Raw genomic sequence first — 17,471 nt, 5'->3', positions numbered from 1 at the left:
CGGGCGGGGGTCAGAGGATCTCTTCTTCCTCCGGGACCACGACCTGGTCGATCATGTGCTGGATCTGCTCGGCCGGCAGGGCCACCGCGAGCGCCCAGTAGTAGACGACGAGACTGAAGGCGGCGGTCACGCCGATGTCCCACCACAGCGGGAACCAGGGGTGCTTGAGCGGTCCGAAGTCGCTGAGGTAGACGATGAGACCCATCCCGACCAGGTAGACCGGCAGCCACTGGGCGGCGCGCAGGTCCAGTTGGGGCGTGATGGGGTTCATCTTGAACACGCGGTTGGCGACCAGGATGACGTAGCCGAGGAGGATGGCGACGCCCAGCTTCCAGTCGGTGGTCCAACCCGACCACAGGATCAGCAGGTTGGCGACGATGAAGGCCAGGGGGGACATCCAGCTGCCGCCGGGCAGCCGGTACGGGCGGTGGGCCTGCGGCAGCCGGTTGCGGAACACCCCGAAGGACAGCGGCGCACCGGCGTACATCAGCACACTCGCGCTGGTGATGAGACCGACGAGGGAACGCCAGCTGGGGAATGGCAGGAAGCAGACGCAGCCGGTCACGAACGCGGCGATCAGGCCGACCCAGGGGACACCGCGCCGGTTGGTGGCCTCGAAGGCGGAGGGCACGTAGCCGTTGCGGCTCAGGCCGTAGGAGACGCGGGAGGAGCCGGTGATGTAGATCAGACCCGTGCCGGCGGGGGAGATGACGGCGTCCAGATACAGGACCGTGGCCAGCCAGCCGAGGCTGATGAGCGTGGCCACCTGGGCGAACGGCCCGCTCAGGGCGGTGAACGCCGACGTGGCCCAGTGGCTGCCGATCTGGGAGGCGGGCAGCGCGGCGAGGAACACGACCTGGAGCCCGACGTAGATGAGGATGCCGAGGATGATCGAGCCGATGACGGCGCGCGGAATGTCCCGCTTGGGGTTGGCGCTCTCGCCGGCGAGCTGGTCGGCCTGCTCGAAGCCCAGCAGCGCGAAGATGATGCCGCTGGTGGACACGGCGGACAGGATGCCCTTGGCGCCGTACGGGTCGAAGCCGTCGGCCGCGGTGAAGTTGGCGGTGTGGAACTGGGCGACGGCGAACACGAAGATGGTCAGCAGCGGGATGCCGACCTTCCACCATGTCGCCGCGCTGTTGGTGCGGGCCAGCAGCCGGATGCTGAGGAAGTTGACCGATGTGACCACGGCCATCAGCCCGACCGCGATGGCGATACCGGGCGGGGTCAGGACATGCTCGCCGCTCCTGACCTTCTCCCAGCCGCTCGCCCAGGAGTAGTGCTGGGCGTACGTGATCATCGCCAGCACCTCGATCGGCGCCACCGTGGCCGCCTGGAGCCAGGAGAACCAGCCGAAGGAGGCCCCGGCGGCGCCGCCGAACGCGTAGTGCGGGAAGCGGGCGGTGCCGCCCGACACCGGGTACATGCCGCCCAGCTCCGCATGGACCAGCGCCAGGATCAGGATCGCGACACCGCCGATGGCCCAGGAGATGATCGCTGCCGGTCCGGCCGCCGCCAACGCCCCCTGGGCGCCGAACAGCCAGCCCGATCCGATGATCGAGCCCTCCGAAGCCCAGATCAGCCCGACGAACCCGATCTCGCGCCGCAGCCCGGGTCGGTGGGTCTTCGGACCGGGCTTCGCTTGGGACACGGCCATGGCGCACACCCCCTCATATAGGGTGAATGTCATCACCATCGTGCCACGGTGACGGGCTTTTGGCTGTCACCGTGCGGGCGCGAAATTCCCGGGGGACAGGGCTCAGCCGGCCGTGGGCCGCGGGCCGGCCGGCGCGGCACCGCTGACCGCGGCGTCGTACAGGGCCCGGGTGGCGGCGCCGAAGTAGGCGCTGTACGAGACCTGGGGTGTGTTGCCGCCCGTGTGATAGCCGCCGATCACCCCGATGACGCCCCAGCCGCCCGGCAGGGGAAGCAGCATGGGGCCGCCGCTGGTCCCGCCCACGAAGGCGTCGCAGGCGATGCGCGGGAACGAGCCGGGGTCGGCCGGGTCGTCGCTGTCCCACCGGGTGGTCCAGCTCCAGCACTCCAGCGGCTTCTCGGCCCCCGCCGGATAGCCGATCATCCGCACCGGGGCGTGGTAGTAGCCGGTCCCGGTGAGCAGCCGTACGCCGCCGACCGCGTCCTGGAGCAGGGTTCCGTCCTCGTTGGGCTCGGTGACGGCGAAGGCGAAGTCGTACGCTGCCCCGGCGTGCTCGCCCAGGTCGTAGTACTCCTGCGGCACATAGACGCCGTTGGTCCGCACCGGGAATATCCCGAAGGGCTTTTGCGCGTCGTGGTACTGCGGGACGAAGGCCAGATGCCGCTTCGGCGAGGTGCCGGCGTATCCCTTCAGGCAGTGTCCGGCGCTCAGCACCAGGTCGTGCCCGGCGCTGCGCACGACCGAGCCGCTGCAGGTGCGGCCGGTCCCGCTCGCGTCGGTCCAGAAGAAGGTGCCCGCCTGCGGGATGCCGTCGAAGCTCCGGCTCGGCGGGATGTACTCGCCCGGCTGCGGCCCGTCCACCGCGGGGGTCACGGTGTGCGCCGCGGCACCGTCCTCGGCGCCCTTGAGGACGTCGGCGGGCAGGGCGGCGGCCATCCGGGCCGGGGTCCAGTAGGCGTCGAGCTGTTCGGCGACCGGGTTGGGGCCGGCCGTGGCGCTGTCGGCGGATGCCGTCGTGGTGAGTCCGGCACCGATCAGAAGGGCTGCCGCGCAGCCGGCGGCATAACGGACGAATCTGGTCCCGAGCAACATCAGTCCCCCTCAGGGCGGCCGCAGGTGACGGCTCACCATAAGCCCGCGGCCCCGCGCGTCACAGCGCGCACGCCCGAATCCGGCTGGGCCAGGTGTCGGGCGGTCGACGGACCGTCAACTTCCGTCGTCCGTACGGGTGTACGGACCGTGAAGAACCGCCCAGGTCGCCCGTGCGGGCCCGGTCGCGGGGCCGCTGACCGCCGGGCCGTCTCCGGCGGTCACGACAGCGCCCGGTGCGCGCTCTTCAGCGCGTCCCGGAAGTGGGTGACCTCCTGCGGGGTCAGGCCCTGGAGCATGCGGTGTTCGAGGCGGCGGGCCGGTTCGGCGTAGGCGGTCAGGAGGTCGCGGCCCGCCTTCGTGAGGAGGATGATCTTCTCCCGGCGGTTGTGCGGATTGGGCTCACGGCGGACCAGGTCGCGGACCTCGAGGGCGCGGACCATGTCGGCCATGGACTGGGCCGTGACGAAGGAGTCCCGGGCCAACTGGGCGGCGGAGATGCCGTCGTGCCGCTCCAGCACGGTGAGCGCGGTGTACTGCAGCGCGGTGATGCCGGCCGGCCTGACCAGTTCCTCCAGCCGGGCGCGGACGACGAGTTCGGTGCGCTTGAGCAGGTAGAGGAGGGACGGGCCCGCCTCCTGGGAGCCCGCCTCCCCCGTGCCGTGTGCCGTCGTGGGCTTCGCCGGTCGCGTCATGCCGTGCCTTTCCCGATGCCTTCCCCGATGCCGATCCGAGGCGCACCGGTCAGCCTAGGCCATTGACAGGTTTCCTGTCGGAAGAGAACACTGGCCCAACCAACAGGATTCCTGTCGATTGTCGATGGGGACCCATCGATCCGGACCCATGGATCCGAACCCATCGATCCGGACTCGTCGATCCAGACCTGTCGACCCGGACCCCAAGGAAGAGGCGCACTCATGGATCTGCACGGCAAGGTCGCCGTCGTCACCGGCAGCGGTCGCGGGCTCGGTCTGGCCTACGCCCGGGCCCTCGCCGCGGCCGGAGCCCACGTCGTCGTCAACGACCTCGACCCCGGCGCCGTCGACGCCGCCGTGGACGGCATCACCGCCGCGGGCGGCACCGCCGTGGGCGTCGTGGCCGCGGTGGGGGACGGCGAGACGGCGGAGCGGCTCGTCGAGACCGCCGTGACGGCGTTCGGGCGGCTGGACGTCCTGGTGACCAACGCCGGGATCCTCCGCGACCGGGTGCTGTGGAAGATGACGGACGACGACTTCGACGCCGTCGTCAGGGTGCATCTGCGTGGCACCTTCACCTGCGCCCGCGCCGCCGCGGTGCGCATGCGCGAGCAGGGCACCGGCGGCCGTATCGTCCTCATCTCCTCCCCGGCCGGCCAGCGCGGCAACTTCGGCCAGGCCAACTACGCCGCCGCGAAGGCCGGCATCGTCGCGATGGCCCGCACCTGGGCCCTGGAGCTGGCCCGGGCCGGGATCACCGTCAACGCCGTCGTGCCGGTCGCGGCCACCGAGATGACGAAGACCATCCCGGCCTTCGCGCCGCTCATCGAGGAGTCCGAGCGCACCGGCGCGCCCCTGCCGGCCTGGCTGCGCCGGGACGAGGGCCTCGGCACCGTCGAGGACGTCGCGAGCCTGATCACCTACCTCGCGTCGGACGCCGCCGGGGATGTCACCGGGCAGGCCATCGGCATCGGCGGCGACCGGCTCGCCCTGTGGGCCCATCCCCGGGAGAGGTCCGTCGCCTTCGCCGACGGCGGCTGGAGCGCCGACGCCATCGCCGAGCACTGGCACGCCGGCGTGGGCGCCGAGCCCGAGACCTACGGCATCCCCGCTCCCCAGGCTCCGGAGGCGTGACATGGGTGACCGGGACGGAGCGACGATCGACGTCGGCGCGCTGACCGCCATCGACGTCCACACCCACGCCGAGGTGTCCAGGGACGGCCACGCATCGCTGAGCCCCGAACTCCTCGGCGCCTCCGCCGCGTACTTCAGGGCGCACGGCCACCGGCAGCCCACCATCGAGGAGACGGCCGCCCACTATCGTGAACGCCGCATGGCGGCCGTGGTGTTCACCGTCGACGCCGAGCACGCCACCGGCCGTCCCCGCATCGCCAACGAGGAGGTCGCCGAGAGCTGCGCGGCCCACGCCGACGTCCTCGTCCCGTTCGCGAGCGTCGACCCGCACAAGGGCCGCGCCGGCGTACGGGAGGCCCGGCGGCTGGTGACGGAGTACGGGGTGCGCGGCTTCAAGTTCCACCCCAGTCTCCAGGGCTTCTCGCCCGACGACCGGATGGCCTACCCGCTGTACGAGGCCATCGAGGAGCTCGGCGTACCGGCCCTGTTCCACACCGGCCAGACCGGCATCGGTGCCGGCGTCCCCGGTGGCGGCGGCATCCGGCTGAAGCACTCCGATCCGATGCTGGTCGACGACGTCGCCGTGGACTTCCCCGAGCTGCGGATCATCCTCGCGCACCCGTCGTTCCCCTGGCAGGACGAGGCGCTGGCGGTCGCCACGCACAAGCCGCACGTCTACATCGATCTGTCGGGCTGGTCGCCGAAGTACTTTCCGCCGCAGCTGGTGCGCTACGCGAACACCCTCCTGAAGGACAAGGTGCTCTTCGGCTCCGACTACCCCGTGATCACGCCCGACCGGTGGCTCGCCGACTTCGCGGCGCTCGACATCAAGCCGGAGGTCAGGCCCAGGATTCTCAAGGAGAACGCCGCCCGCCTGCTCGGCCTGCTCAAGGACTGAGGGAGACGCCGTGTTGAACCGAGGCATCGGCTCCTGGCCCGCCCGCCGGGCCCGCAAGACCCCGGACCGGATCGCGATCGTCCACGAGGACGGTCCCGAGGACGGCGGGATCACCTACCGGGCCCTGCACCAGCGGGTCCTGCGCCTCGCCCACGCGCTGCGCTCCCTCGGGGTCGCGCGCGGCGACCGCATCGCCCACCTGGGCCCCAACCATCCGGCGTACCTGGAGACGCTGTTCGCGTCCGGCGTGCTCGGCGCCGTCTTCGTCCCTCTCAACACCCGCCTCGCGGCAGCTGAGTTGGCGTACAGCCTCGCCGACTCCGGAAGCACGGTCCTGGTGCACGATCCCGAACTCGGCGACACCGCCGCCGAGGCGGCCGCGGACACCGGGGTGCGCCACCGCATCACCCTCGGCCCGGCCGCTCCCGGCGCCGTCGGCTACGACGACCTGCTCGCCGGCGCCGCGGCCGACCCGCTGGACGAGGCCGTGGCCCCGGACGACCCCTGCATGATCATGTACACCTCGGGGACCACCGGCCGTCCCAAGGGTGCCGTCCTGACGCACGCCAACATCACGTGGAACAGCGTCAACGTCCTCGTCGACAGCGACCTGGCCGCCGACGAGGTCACCCTGGTCGTCGCCCCGCTGTTCCACACCGCCGCGCTGAACATGACGTGTCTGCCCACCCTCCTCAAGGGCGGCCGGGTCGTCCTGATGGGCGCCTTCGACGCCGAGCGGGTGCTGGAGGTGGTCGAGCGCCGGCGCGTGACGTACCTGTTCGGGGTGCCCACGATGTACGACGCGCTGGCCGCGCGCCCGCGGTGGACGACGACGGACCTGTCCAGCCTGCGCACCCTCACCTGCGGTGGCGCGCCGGTGCCCGCCCGCACCATCGACACCTACCTCGCGCGCGGGCTGGCCTTCAGCCAGGGCTACGGGATGACCGAGGCGTCCCCCGGAGTCCTCTTCCTGGACCGCGAGCAGACCTCGGCGAAGGCGGGCTCCGCCGGTGTGCCGCACTTCTTCACCGACGCGCGCGTGGTGCTCCCCGACGGCAGCGCGGCGCGGCCGGGAGAGCGGGGCGAGATCCTCGTCAACGGCCCGAACATCATGGCCGGTTACTGGAACCGCCCACAGGACACCGCGGCCGCCCTCACCGACGACGGCTGGCTGCGCACCGGTGACGTGGCACGCACCGACGACGACGGCTACGCCTACATCGTCGACCGGGTCAAGGACATGTTCGTCTCGGGCGGCGAGAACGTGTACCCGGCCGAGGTCGAGGCCGCTCTGCTGACCCATCCCGCCGTCCGCGAGTGCGCCGTCATCGGTGTGCCGCACGAGGTCTGGGGCGAGGTCGGCCACGCGGTTCTGGTCCTGGAGCCGGGGGCACGCGCTGATGCGGGTGCCGATGTCGATGTCGAAGAGATCCTCGCCCATGCGCGGACCCTGCTGGCCAAGTACAAGATCCCGCGGACGGTGACCCTCGCCGAGAGCCTGCCCCGTACGGCCTCGGGAAAGATCGTCAAGGCCGCCGTGCGCGCCTCCCATGCCCACCCCTAGCCCCCGAACTCACGAAAGGCGGTACCCCCGTGGCCACCGAAGCAGACGGTCTCGGAGAACTCCTCGCCCTGTCCGGCCGTGACCTCGGCCGCACCGACTGGCTGGAGATCACCCAGGAGCGCGTCGACACCTTCGCCGACGCGACCGGCGACCACCAGTGGATCCACACGGACCCTGAGCGGGCGAAGAACGGCCCCTTCGGCGGCCCCGTCGCCCACGGCTATCTCACCCTCTCCCTGATCATCCCGCTCTTCGGTGACCTGCTGCGCATCACCGGCATCTCGATGAGCGTCAACTACGGCCTGGAGAAGGTCCGTTTCCCCAGTCCCGTACCCGTCGGCGCCAAGATCCGGCTGCACGGTGCCGTCGACTCCGTGGAGAAGGTCAAGGGCGACGGCGTCCAGATGCTGCTGACCTTCACCGTCGAGGCCGAGGGCAACCCCAAGCCGGTGTGCGTCGCGCAGGCGGTCTACCGGCACTACGCCTGAGGCATGACGTCGCCGCGCAGACCCACGACCAGGAGGGCGACCAGGCGGCGGGCGTCGTAGCGCGTGTCGCTCTCCGCGCCGACGCAGAGGTTGCCGACGCCGCGCATGAGTTGGTACGCCGTCAGGCCGGGGCGGATCTCGCCGGCCGCGGCGGCGGCGTCGAGCAGCTCGGTGCAGACCGGCAGGAGGCGGTCGAGGAAGTAGGAGTGCAGCGTCTCGAAGCCGGTGTTGTCGGACTGGAGCACGGCGGCGAGGCCGTGCTTGGTGACCAGGAAGTCCACGAAGAGGTCGGTCCAGCGGGCGAGCGCGGCGTGCGGACTCCCGGCGGCCGCCAGCAGGCGCGGACCGGCCTCGGCGAGGCTCTCCACCTGGTGCCGGTAGACGGCGATGATCAGATCCGCGCGGGTCGGGAAGTGCCGGTAGATCGTGCCGAGCCCGACCCCGGCCCGCGCCGCGATGTCACGGACCGGCGCGTCCACGCCCGAGGTGACGAACAGCTGCGCCGCCGCGTCGAGCAGCGTCTCCTTGTTGCGCCGGGCGTCCTTGCGCCGGGTGCCCTTGCGCGGGGTGTCCTCCGTGCGCGGGGACGGGGTCCCGCGCTCCGCGCCCTCGTCGCTGCTGTCGTTCACCACGTCGCTCCTTCGCTGCTCGTGCACTCGCCCGCTCGTCCGCGCGGCTGCGCGCCCAAGCGCCTGCGCGCCTTGCTAAGCGGAACCATGTTCCGTATCGTCGCTACCGGAACATGGTTCCGCTTACTCATGGTGTCAGAGCGGCGGCCGGCGGCCAAGTCCTGCCCTGCCGCCCTGCACCCTCCCTGTTGAGGAGAACGGTCATGCAGTACCGCACCCTGGGCCGCACCGGCGTACAGGTCAGCACCCTCGCACTCGGCGCGATGAACTTCGGCGCGATCGGGCGCACCACCCAGGACGAGGCCACCGCCCTCGTCGACGCCGCCCTCGAGGCCGGGATCAACGTCATCGACACCGCCGACATGTACGGCGCCGGCGAGTCGGAGGCGATGGTCGGCAAGGCCATCGCCGGCCGCCGTGACGACCTCGTGCTGGCCACGAAGGCGGCCCTGCCGATGGGCGACGAGCGCAATCACCGGGGCGGCTCGCGCCGCTGGCTGGTCACCGAGCTGGACAACAGCCTGCGCCGGCTCGGCGTCGACCACGTCGACCTCTACCAGATCCACCGCTGGGACCCGGACACCAGCGACGAGGAGACGCTGTCGGCCCTGACCGACCTGCAACGCGCGGGAAAGATCCGCTACTTCGGCTCCTCGACCTACCCGGCGTACCGCATCGTGCAGGCCCAGTGGGCCGCCCGCGAGCATCACCTGAGCCGCTACGTCACCGAACAGCCCAGCTACTCCCTCCTCCAGCGCGGCATCGAGGCCCATGTGCTGCCGGTGGCCGAGGAGTACGGGCTCGGGGTGCTGGTGTGGAGCCCGCTGGCCTCGGGCTGGCTGTCGGGCGCGGTCCGCGCGGGCCGGGACGTCAGCACCCACCGCGCGAGCTTCCTGCCCCAGCGCTTCGACACCGCGATCCCCGCCAACCGGGCCCGCCTGGAGGCCGTCGAGAAGCTGGTGAAGGTGGCCGACGAGGCCGGTCTGACCCTGATCCAGCTCGCGCTCGGCTTCGTCACCGCGCATCCCGCCGTGACCTGCGCCCTCATCGGCCCGCGCACGCTGGACCACCTGCACACCCAACTCGCCGCAGCGGACACCGTGTTGACGGCCGACGTGCTCGACGCCGTCGACGCGATCGTCGCACCCGGCACCGACCTGGCCCCCGACGAGAAGTTCGACACCCCGCCCGCGCTGCTCGACCCGGCCCTGCGCCGGCGCCGCTGACCCGCGGACGACCGAAGCGGCACACCCATGACCCCCACCCCCCGACCCCGCGCCCTTCGGCTTCCACGGCACCCACCACCGGCTCACCGGAGCCTTCGCCAACCCCAAGCCGCTCCAGCGCCCGTACCCGCCGGTCCTCGTCGCCCGGGAGTCCGGTCGGCGGCAGCCGGTCGCGTAGGCGCCGGCCAGGTGTCACGCGAGGCCGCGCAGCATGAGGTTCCAGTAGAGGAACGGCAGCCCGTACCGCTTGAGATACCACATGTCGCGGCGCTCGTGGGTCGTGTCGAGGAGGGGGAAGGTGGGACGGGGGCGCAGGGTGTAGTCGAACTCGGCGAGCAGCATGCGGTGCCGTGACGTGGTGATCGGGCACGAGGAGTATCCGTCGTACGACGCGGGCAGCGCGCCCGTGCCCGCGAGGCTCTCGGCGACGTTGCGCGCGACGACCGGCGCCTGCTTGCGGATCGCGGCCCCGGTCTTGGAGTTGGGCGAGGAACCGGCGTCACCGAGGGCGAAGACCTCGGGGTGGCGCACATGGCGCATGGTGTGCTTGTCGATCTCCACGTACCCGGCGGGATCGGCAGGGTCGGCCAGCGGCGTCGCCTTGAGCCAGTCGGGCGCCGACTGCGGCGGCACCGCGTGCATCATGTCGAACCGGATGGACTCCTCGGTGCCCGACGCGTGGTCGAGGACGACGGCGGCGCGGCCGTCCGGATCCACCTCCACGAGTTCGCTGTTCGTGCGCACCTCGATGCCGTAGCGGGCCGCGACCCGCTCCAGTTCCTTCGCGAACACGGGAACCCCGAACATGCCCGGCGTGGGCAGCACGAGCACCACCCGTATGTCCCTCAGGACCCCTTCCTCGCGCCAGTGGTCCGCGGCGAGGTAGGCGATCTTCTGCGGCGCTCCGCCGCACTTGATCGGGCCCGCCGGCATGGTGAACACGGCGGTGCCCGAGCGCATCGAGCGGATCAACTCCCAGGTCTTGGGCGCCAGTTCGTAGCTGTAGTTGCTGGAGGTGTGCGGTGCGGTGAGAGCCTCGGCCATCCCGGGCACCCGGTCCCAGTCGAGCTGGATGCCGGGGCAGACGACGAGCCGGTCGTAGCCGAGAGTCCTGCCGTCGGCCGTGCCGACCGTGCGCCGGGCGGGGTCCACGCTCTCCACGCGGCCGCGGATCCAGGAGACGCCTCGCGGCAGCACGGACCGCTGCGGGCGGGCGCTCGTCCGGGCATCGGCCCGGCCGCCGCCGACCAGCGTCCACAGCGGCTGGTAGTAGTGCGTCGCCGACGGCTCGACGAGCCCGATGCCGCCGACACCGCCGCGCCGCAGGCGGGCCGCGACGCTGATGCCGGCGCTTCCGCCGCCCACGATCAGGACCCTGTGGTGAGCGTCGATCGTCATGTGCGCCTTCCCTCGATCGTCCGTCCGAGTTAATGTACGTACATTATCTTTCCAAATGTACGTACACAAGAACGGCGATCACGGGTGAAAGGCATGGGTGGTGAGCGGCGTGAATGAGGAACCCACTCCCTCGGCGGGCCGGGGCGGGACACCGCTGTGGCGTCATGTGCGGGACGACCTCCGGGGCCGTCTGGCGCAAGGGGAGTTCGTCGACTCCTTCCCCGGCGAGAACGAACTGGCCGCGCGGTACGGGGTGAGCCGGCACACCATCCGCGCGGCGCTGCGCGAGCTGCGCGAGGAGGGCCTGGTCACCGCCGCACGAGGACGACGGCAGCGACCGGTGGGAGAGGCCGGCATCGAGCAGCCCCTCGGCGCCCTCTACAGCCTGTTCGCCTCCGTCGAGGCGGCCGGACTCGAACAGCGCAGCATCGTCCGCACCCTCGACGTCCGCGCCGACGCCCATGTGGCGGTGCGGCTGGGCATGGAGGAGTCGACGCCCCTGCTGTACCTGGAACGCATCCGCCTCGCCGACGGGGAGCCGCTGGCCCACGACAAGGTGTGGCTGCTCGCCGCGGACGCCCGCGCACTGCTCGACGCCGACTTCGGCCACACGGGGCTCTACGACGAACTCGCCGACCGGTGCGGCATCCGCCTCGTCGGCGGCGAGGAGCGCATCCACGCGGTCGTCCCGACCCCCGCCGAGCGGCGGCTGCTCGACCTTCCCGAGGGCGTGGCCGCGTTCTCCATCCAGCGGCTCGGCCGAACCCACGGCCGCACCGTCGAGTGGCGCACCACGCTGATCCGCGCCGACCGCTTCAGCGTCCTCGCGCAGTTCGACGCCCGGGCCGGCTACCGCCTCGACCCGGCGGGGTCCCGGTTCACCGGCCCGGCCCGCAGTGGACGGCGACTCGATGCGGTGCGGTGACGGGACGGTGCCGCGCGGCGAATCCGCCGCAGCCGCATACCAGTTGAGGGCGGAACCGCGAGGAGGGAGTGCCTGACATGTTCTTCGTCGACACGATCGAGGTGGCCGGGCTCGGCAACCGCAGCTATCTGGCGGGCGGCCGGCGTACGGCCGTGGCCGTCGACCCGCCGCGCGACGCCGACCGGGTGCTGGCGGCCGCGGCCCGCAGGGGTGTACGGATCTCCCACGTGGTCGAGACCCACCTCCACAACGACTACGTCACCGGCGGCCTGGAACTCGCGCGGCTCACCGGTGCCGCCTATCTCGTACCCGCCGGGGCCGGTGTGTCCTTCGCGCGCATACCCGTGCACGACGGCGACCGCACGGTCGTCGACACGGACCTCACCCTGCGCGCCCTCGCGACCCCCGGACACACCCCGCACCACACCGCCTACGTCCTGGAGGAACACGGCACGGCGGTCGCGGTGTTCACGGGCGGCTCGCTGCTGATCGGCACCGTCGGCCGCCCCGACCTGGTCGAACCGCGCCTCACCGAGCACCTGGCCCGCGCCCAGCACGCCTCCGCACACCGCCTCGCCGCCGAACTGCCCGACAGTACGGCCGTGTTGCCGACGCACGGTTTCGGCAGCTTCTGCTCGGCCGGCCGGGCCGGGGGGACCGAGACCACCATCGGCAAGGAGAAGGCGTCCAACGAGGCACTCACCGAGGACGCCGACACGTTCATCCCCCGCATGCTCGCGGGACTCGACGACGTCCCCGCGTACTACGCGCACATGGGCCCCGCCAACGCCGCCGGACCGGCACCCGTCGACCTCACCCCGCCCGCCGTCGCCGACGCCCGGGAGATCGCGGCACGGCTGGCCGCCGGGGAGTGGGTGGTCGACCTGCGCCATCGCGTCGCCTTCGCCGAGGGGCACGTCGCCGGCACCTACAACTTCGAGGCCGAGGGTCAACTCGCCACCTATCTGGCCTGGTTGGTCCCCTGGGGCAGGCCGGTCACACTCCTGGCTCAGTCGCCCGAGCAACTGGCCCAGGCGCAGCGTGAGTTGGTCCGCGTCGGCATCGACCGCCCGGCCGCCGCCGCCACCGGAGGCCCGTCCGCCTGGACGACCGAGGGCGAGGCCCTGGCCGCCTTCCCCCGCGCCCGCTTCGCGGACCTCGCCGCACGGCACCCGGCCGGGGGCACGGTCGTACTGGACGTCCGCCGTGACCGGGAGCGGGCCGCCGCGTTCATCGAGGGCTCGGTCCACATCCCGCTGCACACCCTGCACCGCCGCCTCGGCGAGGTGCCGGCCGGCGAGGTCTGGGTGCACTGCGCGGGCGGCACGCGCGCCGCCATCGCCGCCTCGTTGCTCGACGCGGCGGGCCGTGCCGTCGTCGCGGTCGACGACACCTTCGACACGGCCGAGGCGACCGGGCTCCCCCTGCGCACCGCCTGAGCCCGCCCGACGTCCCGATCCGCACGAGAGGCGAGGAGCGCCCCCATGGAGTCATCCCCTTCCGGCACAGGCCGGATCACCGTGCAGGAAGCAGCCGAACGCACCGGACACGCCGTGCGGGCCACGCCGTGCGACGACGCCGGCCCGCCCGTCCTGCTGGACGTCCGGGAACCGGACGAATGGGACGCGGGCCATGTCCCCGGAGCCGTCCACCTGTCCCTCACCACGCTCTACGAGGGCACCCCGCTGCCGTGCGAGATCCAGGGACGGCGCCTGATCGTCATCTGCCGCTCGGGCAACCGCTCGCGGCAGGCCGCCGACCTGCTGGGCGCCCACGGCGTCGAGGCCGTCGACGTGATCGGCGGCATGCGGGACTGGGCGGAGGCAGGGCTTGCGGTGGTGGACGCGCGGGGCCTGCGCGGCACGGTCGCGTGAGCGCCCTGATCCTCGCCGTGGTGGCCGGCGCCGTGATCGGGCTGGCCCTGGGCGCGCTCGGCGGCGGTGGCAGCGTCCTCGCCGTACCCGCCCTGATCTACCTGCTCGGCTTCACCCCGGTGGCGGCCACCACCGCGGGACTGGTGATCGTGGCGCTCACCTCGGGCACCGCACTGACCGCGCACGCCCGGGACGGTCATGTCCGCTGGAGTATGGGGCTGCTCTTCGCGGCTGCGGGCATCGGCCCGGCGATGCTCGGCTCCGTGCTCGCCGGGCACCTGCCGGCGGGTGTCCTGTCGGCCGGATTCGCGCTGGTCGCGGCCGTCGCGGCGGTCCGCATGCTACGGCCCGGGCCGCAGGACGGCGCCGTACGGGAGGTGCGGCCCGTGCGCGCGGCGGTAGCCGGCGCCGGACTCGGCACGGTGACCGGCGTCCTCGGGGTCGGCGGCGGCTTCCTCGCCGTACCGGCTCTCGTGGGCGTGCTCGGGCTGCGCATGCGCGAGGCGGTGGGTACCAGTCTGCTGGTCATCACCGTCAACTCCCTGGCGGCGCTCGGCCTGCGCGGCGGCACCGTGGACCACCTCGACTGGGCGGTCGTCGGTCCCTTCGCGGGCGCCGCGATCCTCGGGGCGTGGGACGGCAGGCGCCTGGGGGCGAAGGTGCGGGGCGGGACCCTGCGGCGGATCTTCGCCGTGGTGCTGCTGGCGGTGGCCGCCTGCATGTTCGCCGACGCGGTGATCTGACGCGGTGACTGACGCGACGACGCCGAACCCGCAGGCCCGTGCGGCGGGGCGGGGACGATCCTCCCCGCCCCGCCGCACGGACGTGCCGGCCGGCGCACGGACTCGCTAGTCGGCCGCAGGCAGGGCGAGCCGCTGCCCCGGCCGGATCATGTCCGGATCCGGGCCGATGACGCTCCGGTTGGTGTCGTAGAGCCGATGCCAGCCGCCGGGGACGGCGGCCTGCTGCGCGACGCCGGACAGGGTGTCGCCCCCGTGCACGGTGTAGGAGGTGCGGGAGCGGTGGCCGGTTGCGGTCTGCGGGCGGGACTCGGGTGCGGGGCGCAGGGGGGTGGTGGTACGCAGAGGAGTGGCGGGACGCCAGGGGGTGGCGGGGCGTGCGACCGGCGCGTTCCGTCCGTTGCCCCGCGTGAGGTTCGCCCGTGCCGAGCAGACCGGCCAGGCTCCCGGCCCCTGCTGGGCGAGCACCGCTTCCGCCACGTTGATCTGCTCCGCCCGGCTCGCCAGATCGGCCCGCGGCGCGTACGCGGTCCCGCCGTAGGCCGCCCAGGTGGACCGGGTGAACTGCAACCCGCCGTAGAACCCGTTGCCGGTGTTGATGCTCCAGTCGCCGCCGCTCTCGCAGCCGGCGACCCGGTCCCACGCGGTGCCGGAGGCCGCGTGGGAGGCGGCCGGTGCGAGGAGCGGCAGAACGATGCCGAAGCTGCCGAGGGTGAGGGCGGTACGGAGCGACGGCAGGAGCCGTGGGGGCATGGTGCGGCGGTGGGGCCGTCGTGCGGTCATAGGCCTTCCTCTCCACTGCGGTTCCCGCCCAGCCGGTCGGTCCGGCGGGCTGTAGGCAGTACGGCAGTGCCGCCCGGGCGCTCACAAGGAGCGCAGAGCTCACGCGGTCCAGTGCGCCGCCGCGTGCCACCGCCCGATTTCCTGACGATCCGTCAACTAGACTGGCAAGTGCGCACACACGTGGGCACGGGAGCACGGAAGTCGGGCCGACCGTCGTAGCGTGCTGTCGCCCCGACGCGGCACGGGCCGTGGGGCGGCGCACGCCTACGACGGGTGGGGGAGCGCTCGACCCGGACGCGACGGCCCGGATGCGGCCGACGCGGTACCGGGCACTGCGGCGAACGGGCCAGGAGGCGCACACGCCCTCCGGCCGCGCGATGAGCCGCAGTTTGGACATCGCGCAGAGCGCGGTCGTCCGTACCGCCACGGCGCCGGCGTCACCGCTTCCGGCACACGGGCGGCCCGCGGGCACACGGTGAACCGCGGACTCTGCCTCATCCGGCGCGGCGCCCGCTCATCCCTCCGGAGCGATGCGGTCCGGCTCGCGCGGCGCCGGTGACCAGGGTGAGGACGCTGAGGGCCTGCCGCCGGGCCGTCGACGAGGTGCGCTCCTCCGGACGGTTGGCGATCAGGCCGGTCAGGGTGCTGGTCATGACCGTGGTGGTGACTCCCGGCACGCAGATCCGCTCGACGACGGCGTTCTGCGTTCCCAGCGCCACGGCGCGCAGCCGCCGAGAAGGCCTCCCACGCCGGTGACATCGTGGGATACGGCGGGGCCGCGATGGCGGTCGGCGAGCGGGCGACGCTCGCGGGCGGCGACTCGGTGCTGATGTTCTCCGTGGGGGGCGGCAACGAGGTGGCGGTGAACCTCCGCACCAGCGCCGGCTGCCACGTCATCGAGGAGGTCCGCTCCATCGGCCGTCCGGAGTGACGCCGCCCGCGTGCGAGCGCGGGCTCAGTACCCGACCCGGAAGGTCGCGTCCTGCCGGTCCGTGGCCGTGGAGATCGGGTCGATGCGCAGGACGTAGTCGAAGTGGCGGATGTGGCGGGTCGGGTTGTTGTACGACCGGAACGAGGCCCAGCTCGCGTCCGCCAGGCCCGGTGTGCGGTAGAAGGTCGCGTCCCCGGCGAACGCGGACGTGCCGTCGCCGGCGTCGAGTCGGAGCTGGTAGTCGTAGTGACGCAGGTAGTGCGTCGGGTAGTTGACCGACTGGAAGGAGACACCTGCCGGGTCCGCGAGCCCCGGGACCAGCTTCCACTCCGAGTCGAGATACGGGTCGATGGGGTACGCGTCGACGCGGCCCACGAAGTCGGCGTGACGGACGTAACGGTCCGGGTGGTTGTACGACTTGAGCCGGTTCCACTGCGGAGTGCCCCAGTACGACAGGAGTTCGGCGTACTCCGCCGACGTGATCGCGCGGATGCCGCAGTGCTTGGAGTTGACCGGCTGGGTGTAGGTCTTCTGGTCGCGTGCGGTCCACGTACCGGTGGACAGATCACCGGACTGCCAGACGTAGAAGACGCCGTTGGGGGTGTAGGTGTCTCCGTAGAGGTACCAGGTGCCGGCGGCGGGGGACGAGACCAGTTCCGGCGCCTCGGTGCCGCCGTGCGCGACGGCCGTGCTGAACTCCGTGAAGCTCCCCGGGGCGAGCGACGTGGAGCGGGCGCCCACCAGTGTCTGGTTCTTCTTGAAGTAGAGGTAGTTGACGCCGCCCACGCCGACCGCCATGTCGCCGTCGATGACGTCGTAGCCCGGGTCGAAGAAGACCTGGGGTGCGGAGACGGTCAGGAAGTCGGTGGTGTAGTTCACCATGATGACGTTGTGGCCGCTGTCATTGACGGCCGAGTAGATCAGCGCGTACTGGCCCCGGCCCGCGTCCCAGAACGCCTCCGGCGCCCAGGCGTGGGTGTTCATGTCGTGCAGCTTCAGCCGGTGGTAGCCGGTGAAGGTGCACAGGTCGGTCGAGTACCAGACGTGGATGTACTGGCTGACGTAGTTCCAGTCGGTGCCCTTGAGATCGGTGGCGAGGACGACGAACGTGCCGTCCTGCCCCCGCAGGACGAACGGGTCGCGCAGCCCGAGGTCTCCCTCGGTGGGGGTGACCACGGGGTTGTTCTGGTTCAGCGGTGTCCATTCCAGCGCGTCCTGGCTGACGGCCAGGTGGAGGCCGTAGTCCGTGCCGTCGCCGAGGCTGGTCGACTCGGTGAAGTAACACATCACGTACGCCGAGTCGGCCGCCTGCGCGGCTGCGGCGCCGAGGCTCAGCGCGCCGGTCGCGGCCAGGGGAGTGGCGGCCGCGAGACCGAGGAACTGACGCCGGGAGGTGGCCATGCGTGCTCCAGGAGGGGTGCGGGCCCTTGAGGACGACGG

At 72.2% G+C, this 17,471-nt stretch carries 18 protein-coding genes; 10 read left to right on the top strand and 8 right to left on the bottom strand.

The window, feature by feature from the left end; genetic code table 11:
• Positions 1-10: 10 nt before the first annotated feature.
• The 3 genes from BIV23_RS15490 to BIV23_RS15480 form a co-directional block, all read right to left on the bottom strand.
• Positions 11-1,657: an APC family permease gene (locus BIV23_RS15490; protein ID WP_071381428.1), complete on the bottom strand. Its 1,647-nt coding sequence runs from the start codon at positions 1,655-1,657 to the stop codon at positions 11-13.
• A gap of 102 nt (positions 1,658-1,759) precedes the next feature.
• Positions 1,760-2,749 (bottom strand): trypsin-like serine peptidase, encoded by a 990-nt coding sequence (locus BIV23_RS15485; RefSeq protein WP_071381427.1) that lies wholly within the window; start codon positions 2,747-2,749, stop codon positions 1,760-1,762.
• A gap of 218 nt (positions 2,750-2,967) precedes the next feature.
• A complete protein-coding gene (locus BIV23_RS15480; RefSeq protein ID WP_071381426.1) occupies positions 2,968-3,441 on the bottom strand; it encodes a MarR family winged helix-turn-helix transcriptional regulator in 474 nt (157 codons plus the stop codon).
• A 222-nt stretch (positions 3,442-3,663) separates the two neighbouring features.
• Here BIV23_RS15480 and BIV23_RS15475 point away from each other — a divergent pair, with 222 nt between their 5' ends.
• The 4 genes from BIV23_RS15475 to BIV23_RS15460 are packed head-to-tail and all read left to right on the top strand — an operon-like array spanning position 3,664 to position 7,525.
• A complete protein-coding gene (locus tag BIV23_RS15475) occupies positions 3,664-4,575 on the top strand; it encodes an SDR family oxidoreductase (RefSeq protein WP_071381425.1) in 912 nt (303 codons plus the stop codon).
• Between the two features lies 1 nt (position 4,576).
• On the top strand, positions 4,577-5,473 hold the full coding sequence (locus tag BIV23_RS15470; RefSeq protein ID WP_071381424.1) for an amidohydrolase family protein: 897 nt from the start codon (positions 4,577-4,579) through the stop codon (positions 5,471-5,473).
• A gap of 10 nt (positions 5,474-5,483) precedes the next feature.
• Positions 5,484-7,037, top strand: a complete 1,554-nt coding sequence (locus BIV23_RS15465; protein ID WP_071381423.1) for an acyl-CoA synthetase — start codon at positions 5,484-5,486, stop codon at positions 7,035-7,037.
• Positions 7,038-7,066: 29 nt separating this feature from the next.
• Positions 7,067-7,525 carry a MaoC family dehydratase gene (locus BIV23_RS15460; protein ID WP_071381422.1) on the top strand — a complete coding sequence of 153 codons (459 nt, stop codon included), beginning with the start codon at positions 7,067-7,069 and terminating at the stop codon, positions 7,523-7,525.
• Here BIV23_RS15460 and BIV23_RS15455 read toward each other — a convergent pair.
• Positions 7,516-8,154: a TetR/AcrR family transcriptional regulator gene (locus tag BIV23_RS15455; protein ID WP_079173194.1), complete on the bottom strand. Its 639-nt coding sequence runs from the start codon at positions 8,152-8,154 to the stop codon at positions 7,516-7,518. The two genes, BIV23_RS15460 and BIV23_RS15455, sit on opposite strands and share 10 nt — an antisense overlap.
• Before the next feature lie 203 nt (positions 8,155-8,357).
• Between BIV23_RS15455 and BIV23_RS15450 the strand changes: the two genes are divergently transcribed.
• Positions 8,358-9,380 carry an aldo/keto reductase gene (locus tag BIV23_RS15450; protein WP_071381420.1) on the top strand — a complete coding sequence of 341 codons (1,023 nt, stop codon included), beginning with the start codon at positions 8,358-8,360 and terminating at the stop codon, positions 9,378-9,380.
• Positions 9,381-9,572: 192 nt separating this feature from the next.
• On the opposite strand, the gene BIV23_RS15445 is transcribed toward BIV23_RS15450, so the two are convergent.
• Positions 9,573-10,778, bottom strand: coding sequence for an NAD(P)/FAD-dependent oxidoreductase (locus BIV23_RS15445; protein ID WP_071381419.1), 1,206 nt, complete (start codon positions 10,776-10,778; stop codon positions 9,573-9,575).
• Positions 10,779-10,887: 109 nt separating this feature from the next.
• Here BIV23_RS15445 and BIV23_RS15440 point away from each other — a divergent pair, with 109 nt between their 5' ends.
• The 4 genes from BIV23_RS15440 (at position 10,888) to BIV23_RS15425 (ending at position 14,320) form a co-directional block, all read left to right on the top strand.
• Positions 10,888-11,703 carry a GntR family transcriptional regulator gene (locus tag BIV23_RS15440; RefSeq protein WP_079173193.1) on the top strand — a complete coding sequence of 272 codons (816 nt, stop codon included), beginning with the start codon at positions 10,888-10,890 and terminating at the stop codon, positions 11,701-11,703.
• A 77-nt stretch (positions 11,704-11,780) separates the two neighbouring features.
• The gene (locus tag BIV23_RS15435; protein WP_071381417.1) at positions 11,781-13,142 is read left to right on the top strand and encodes an MBL fold metallo-hydrolase; all 1,362 of its coding nucleotides are present in this window, start codon (positions 11,781-11,783) and stop codon (positions 13,140-13,142) included.
• A gap of 45 nt (positions 13,143-13,187) precedes the next feature.
• Positions 13,188-13,577, top strand: coding sequence for a rhodanese-like domain-containing protein (locus tag BIV23_RS15430; protein ID WP_079173175.1), 390 nt, complete (start codon positions 13,188-13,190; stop codon positions 13,575-13,577).
• Entirely contained in the window at positions 13,574-14,320 is a 747-nt protein-coding gene (locus BIV23_RS15425; protein WP_071381416.1) for a sulfite exporter TauE/SafE family protein, read from the top strand. Before BIV23_RS15430 ends, BIV23_RS15425 begins: the two co-directional genes overlap by 4 nt.
• A 105-nt stretch (positions 14,321-14,425) precedes the next feature.
• Here the strand turns inward: BIV23_RS15425 and BIV23_RS53210 are convergent, their stop codons facing one another.
• Both BIV23_RS53210 and BIV23_RS15415 read right to left on the bottom strand, forming a co-directional pair.
• Complete coding sequence (locus BIV23_RS53210; protein WP_071381415.1) at positions 14,426-15,100, bottom strand: LysM peptidoglycan-binding domain-containing protein; 675 nt, start codon at positions 15,098-15,100, stop codon at positions 14,426-14,428.
• Between the two features lie 494 nt (positions 15,101-15,594).
• Positions 15,595-15,819, bottom strand: a complete 225-nt coding sequence (locus BIV23_RS15415) for a DUF1275 family protein (RefSeq protein WP_071381414.1) — start codon at positions 15,817-15,819, stop codon at positions 15,595-15,597.
• 41 nt (positions 15,820-15,860) lie between these two features.
• On the opposite strand from BIV23_RS15415, the gene BIV23_RS50305 reads away from it, so the two are divergent.
• Positions 15,861-16,031, top strand: coding sequence for a hypothetical protein (locus BIV23_RS50305; protein WP_177239905.1), 171 nt, complete (start codon positions 15,861-15,863; stop codon positions 16,029-16,031).
• Between the two features lie 24 nt (positions 16,032-16,055).
• Here BIV23_RS50305 and BIV23_RS15410 read toward each other — a convergent pair whose 3' ends face one another.
• A complete protein-coding gene (locus BIV23_RS15410; RefSeq protein WP_071381413.1) occupies positions 16,056-17,432 on the bottom strand; it encodes a glycoside hydrolase family 43 protein in 1,377 nt (458 codons plus the stop codon).
• Between the last annotated feature and the right edge of the window lie 39 nt (positions 17,433-17,471).

Origin of the sequence: Streptomyces monashensis (genome assembly GCF_001866665.1) — a bacterium.
GTDB lineage: Bacteria > Actinomycetota > Actinomycetes > Streptomycetales > Streptomycetaceae > Streptomyces > Streptomyces monashensis.
This window is presented reverse-complemented; position numbering and strand designations above follow the sequence as displayed.

What these genes read in the sequence shown, in the direction of transcription:
- BIV23_RS15490 (WP_071381428.1), bottom strand. Translation starts at nt 1,657, where the DNA reads ATGGCCGTGTCCCAAGCGAAGCCCGGTCCGAAGACCCACCGACCCGGG.
- BIV23_RS15485 (WP_071381427.1), bottom strand. Translation starts at nt 2,749, where the DNA reads ATGTTGCTCGGGACCAGATTCGTCCGTTATGCCGCCGGCTGCGCGGCA.
- BIV23_RS15480 (WP_071381426.1), bottom strand. Translation starts at nt 3,441, where the DNA reads ATGACGCGACCGGCGAAGCCCACGACGGCACACGGCACGGGGGAGGCG.
- BIV23_RS15475 (WP_071381425.1), top strand. Translation starts at nt 3,664, where the DNA reads ATGGATCTGCACGGCAAGGTCGCCGTCGTCACCGGCAGCGGTCGCGGG.
- BIV23_RS15470 (WP_071381424.1), top strand. Translation starts at nt 4,577, where the DNA reads ATGGGTGACCGGGACGGAGCGACGATCGACGTCGGCGCGCTGACCGCC.
- BIV23_RS15450 (WP_071381420.1), top strand. Translation starts at nt 8,358, where the DNA reads ATGCAGTACCGCACCCTGGGCCGCACCGGCGTACAGGTCAGCACCCTC.
- BIV23_RS15445 (WP_071381419.1), bottom strand. Translation starts at nt 10,778, where the DNA reads ATGACGATCGACGCTCACCACAGGGTCCTGATCGTGGGCGGCGGAAGC.
- BIV23_RS15435 (WP_071381417.1), top strand. Translation starts at nt 11,781, where the DNA reads ATGTTCTTCGTCGACACGATCGAGGTGGCCGGGCTCGGCAACCGCAGC.
- BIV23_RS15430 (WP_079173175.1), top strand. Translation starts at nt 13,188, where the DNA reads ATGGAGTCATCCCCTTCCGGCACAGGCCGGATCACCGTGCAGGAAGCA.
- BIV23_RS53210 (WP_071381415.1), bottom strand. Translation starts at nt 15,100, where the DNA reads ATGACCGCACGACGGCCCCACCGCCGCACCATGCCCCCACGGCTCCTG.
- BIV23_RS15410 (WP_071381413.1), bottom strand. Translation starts at nt 17,432, where the DNA reads ATGGCCACCTCCCGGCGTCAGTTCCTCGGTCTCGCGGCCGCCACTCCC.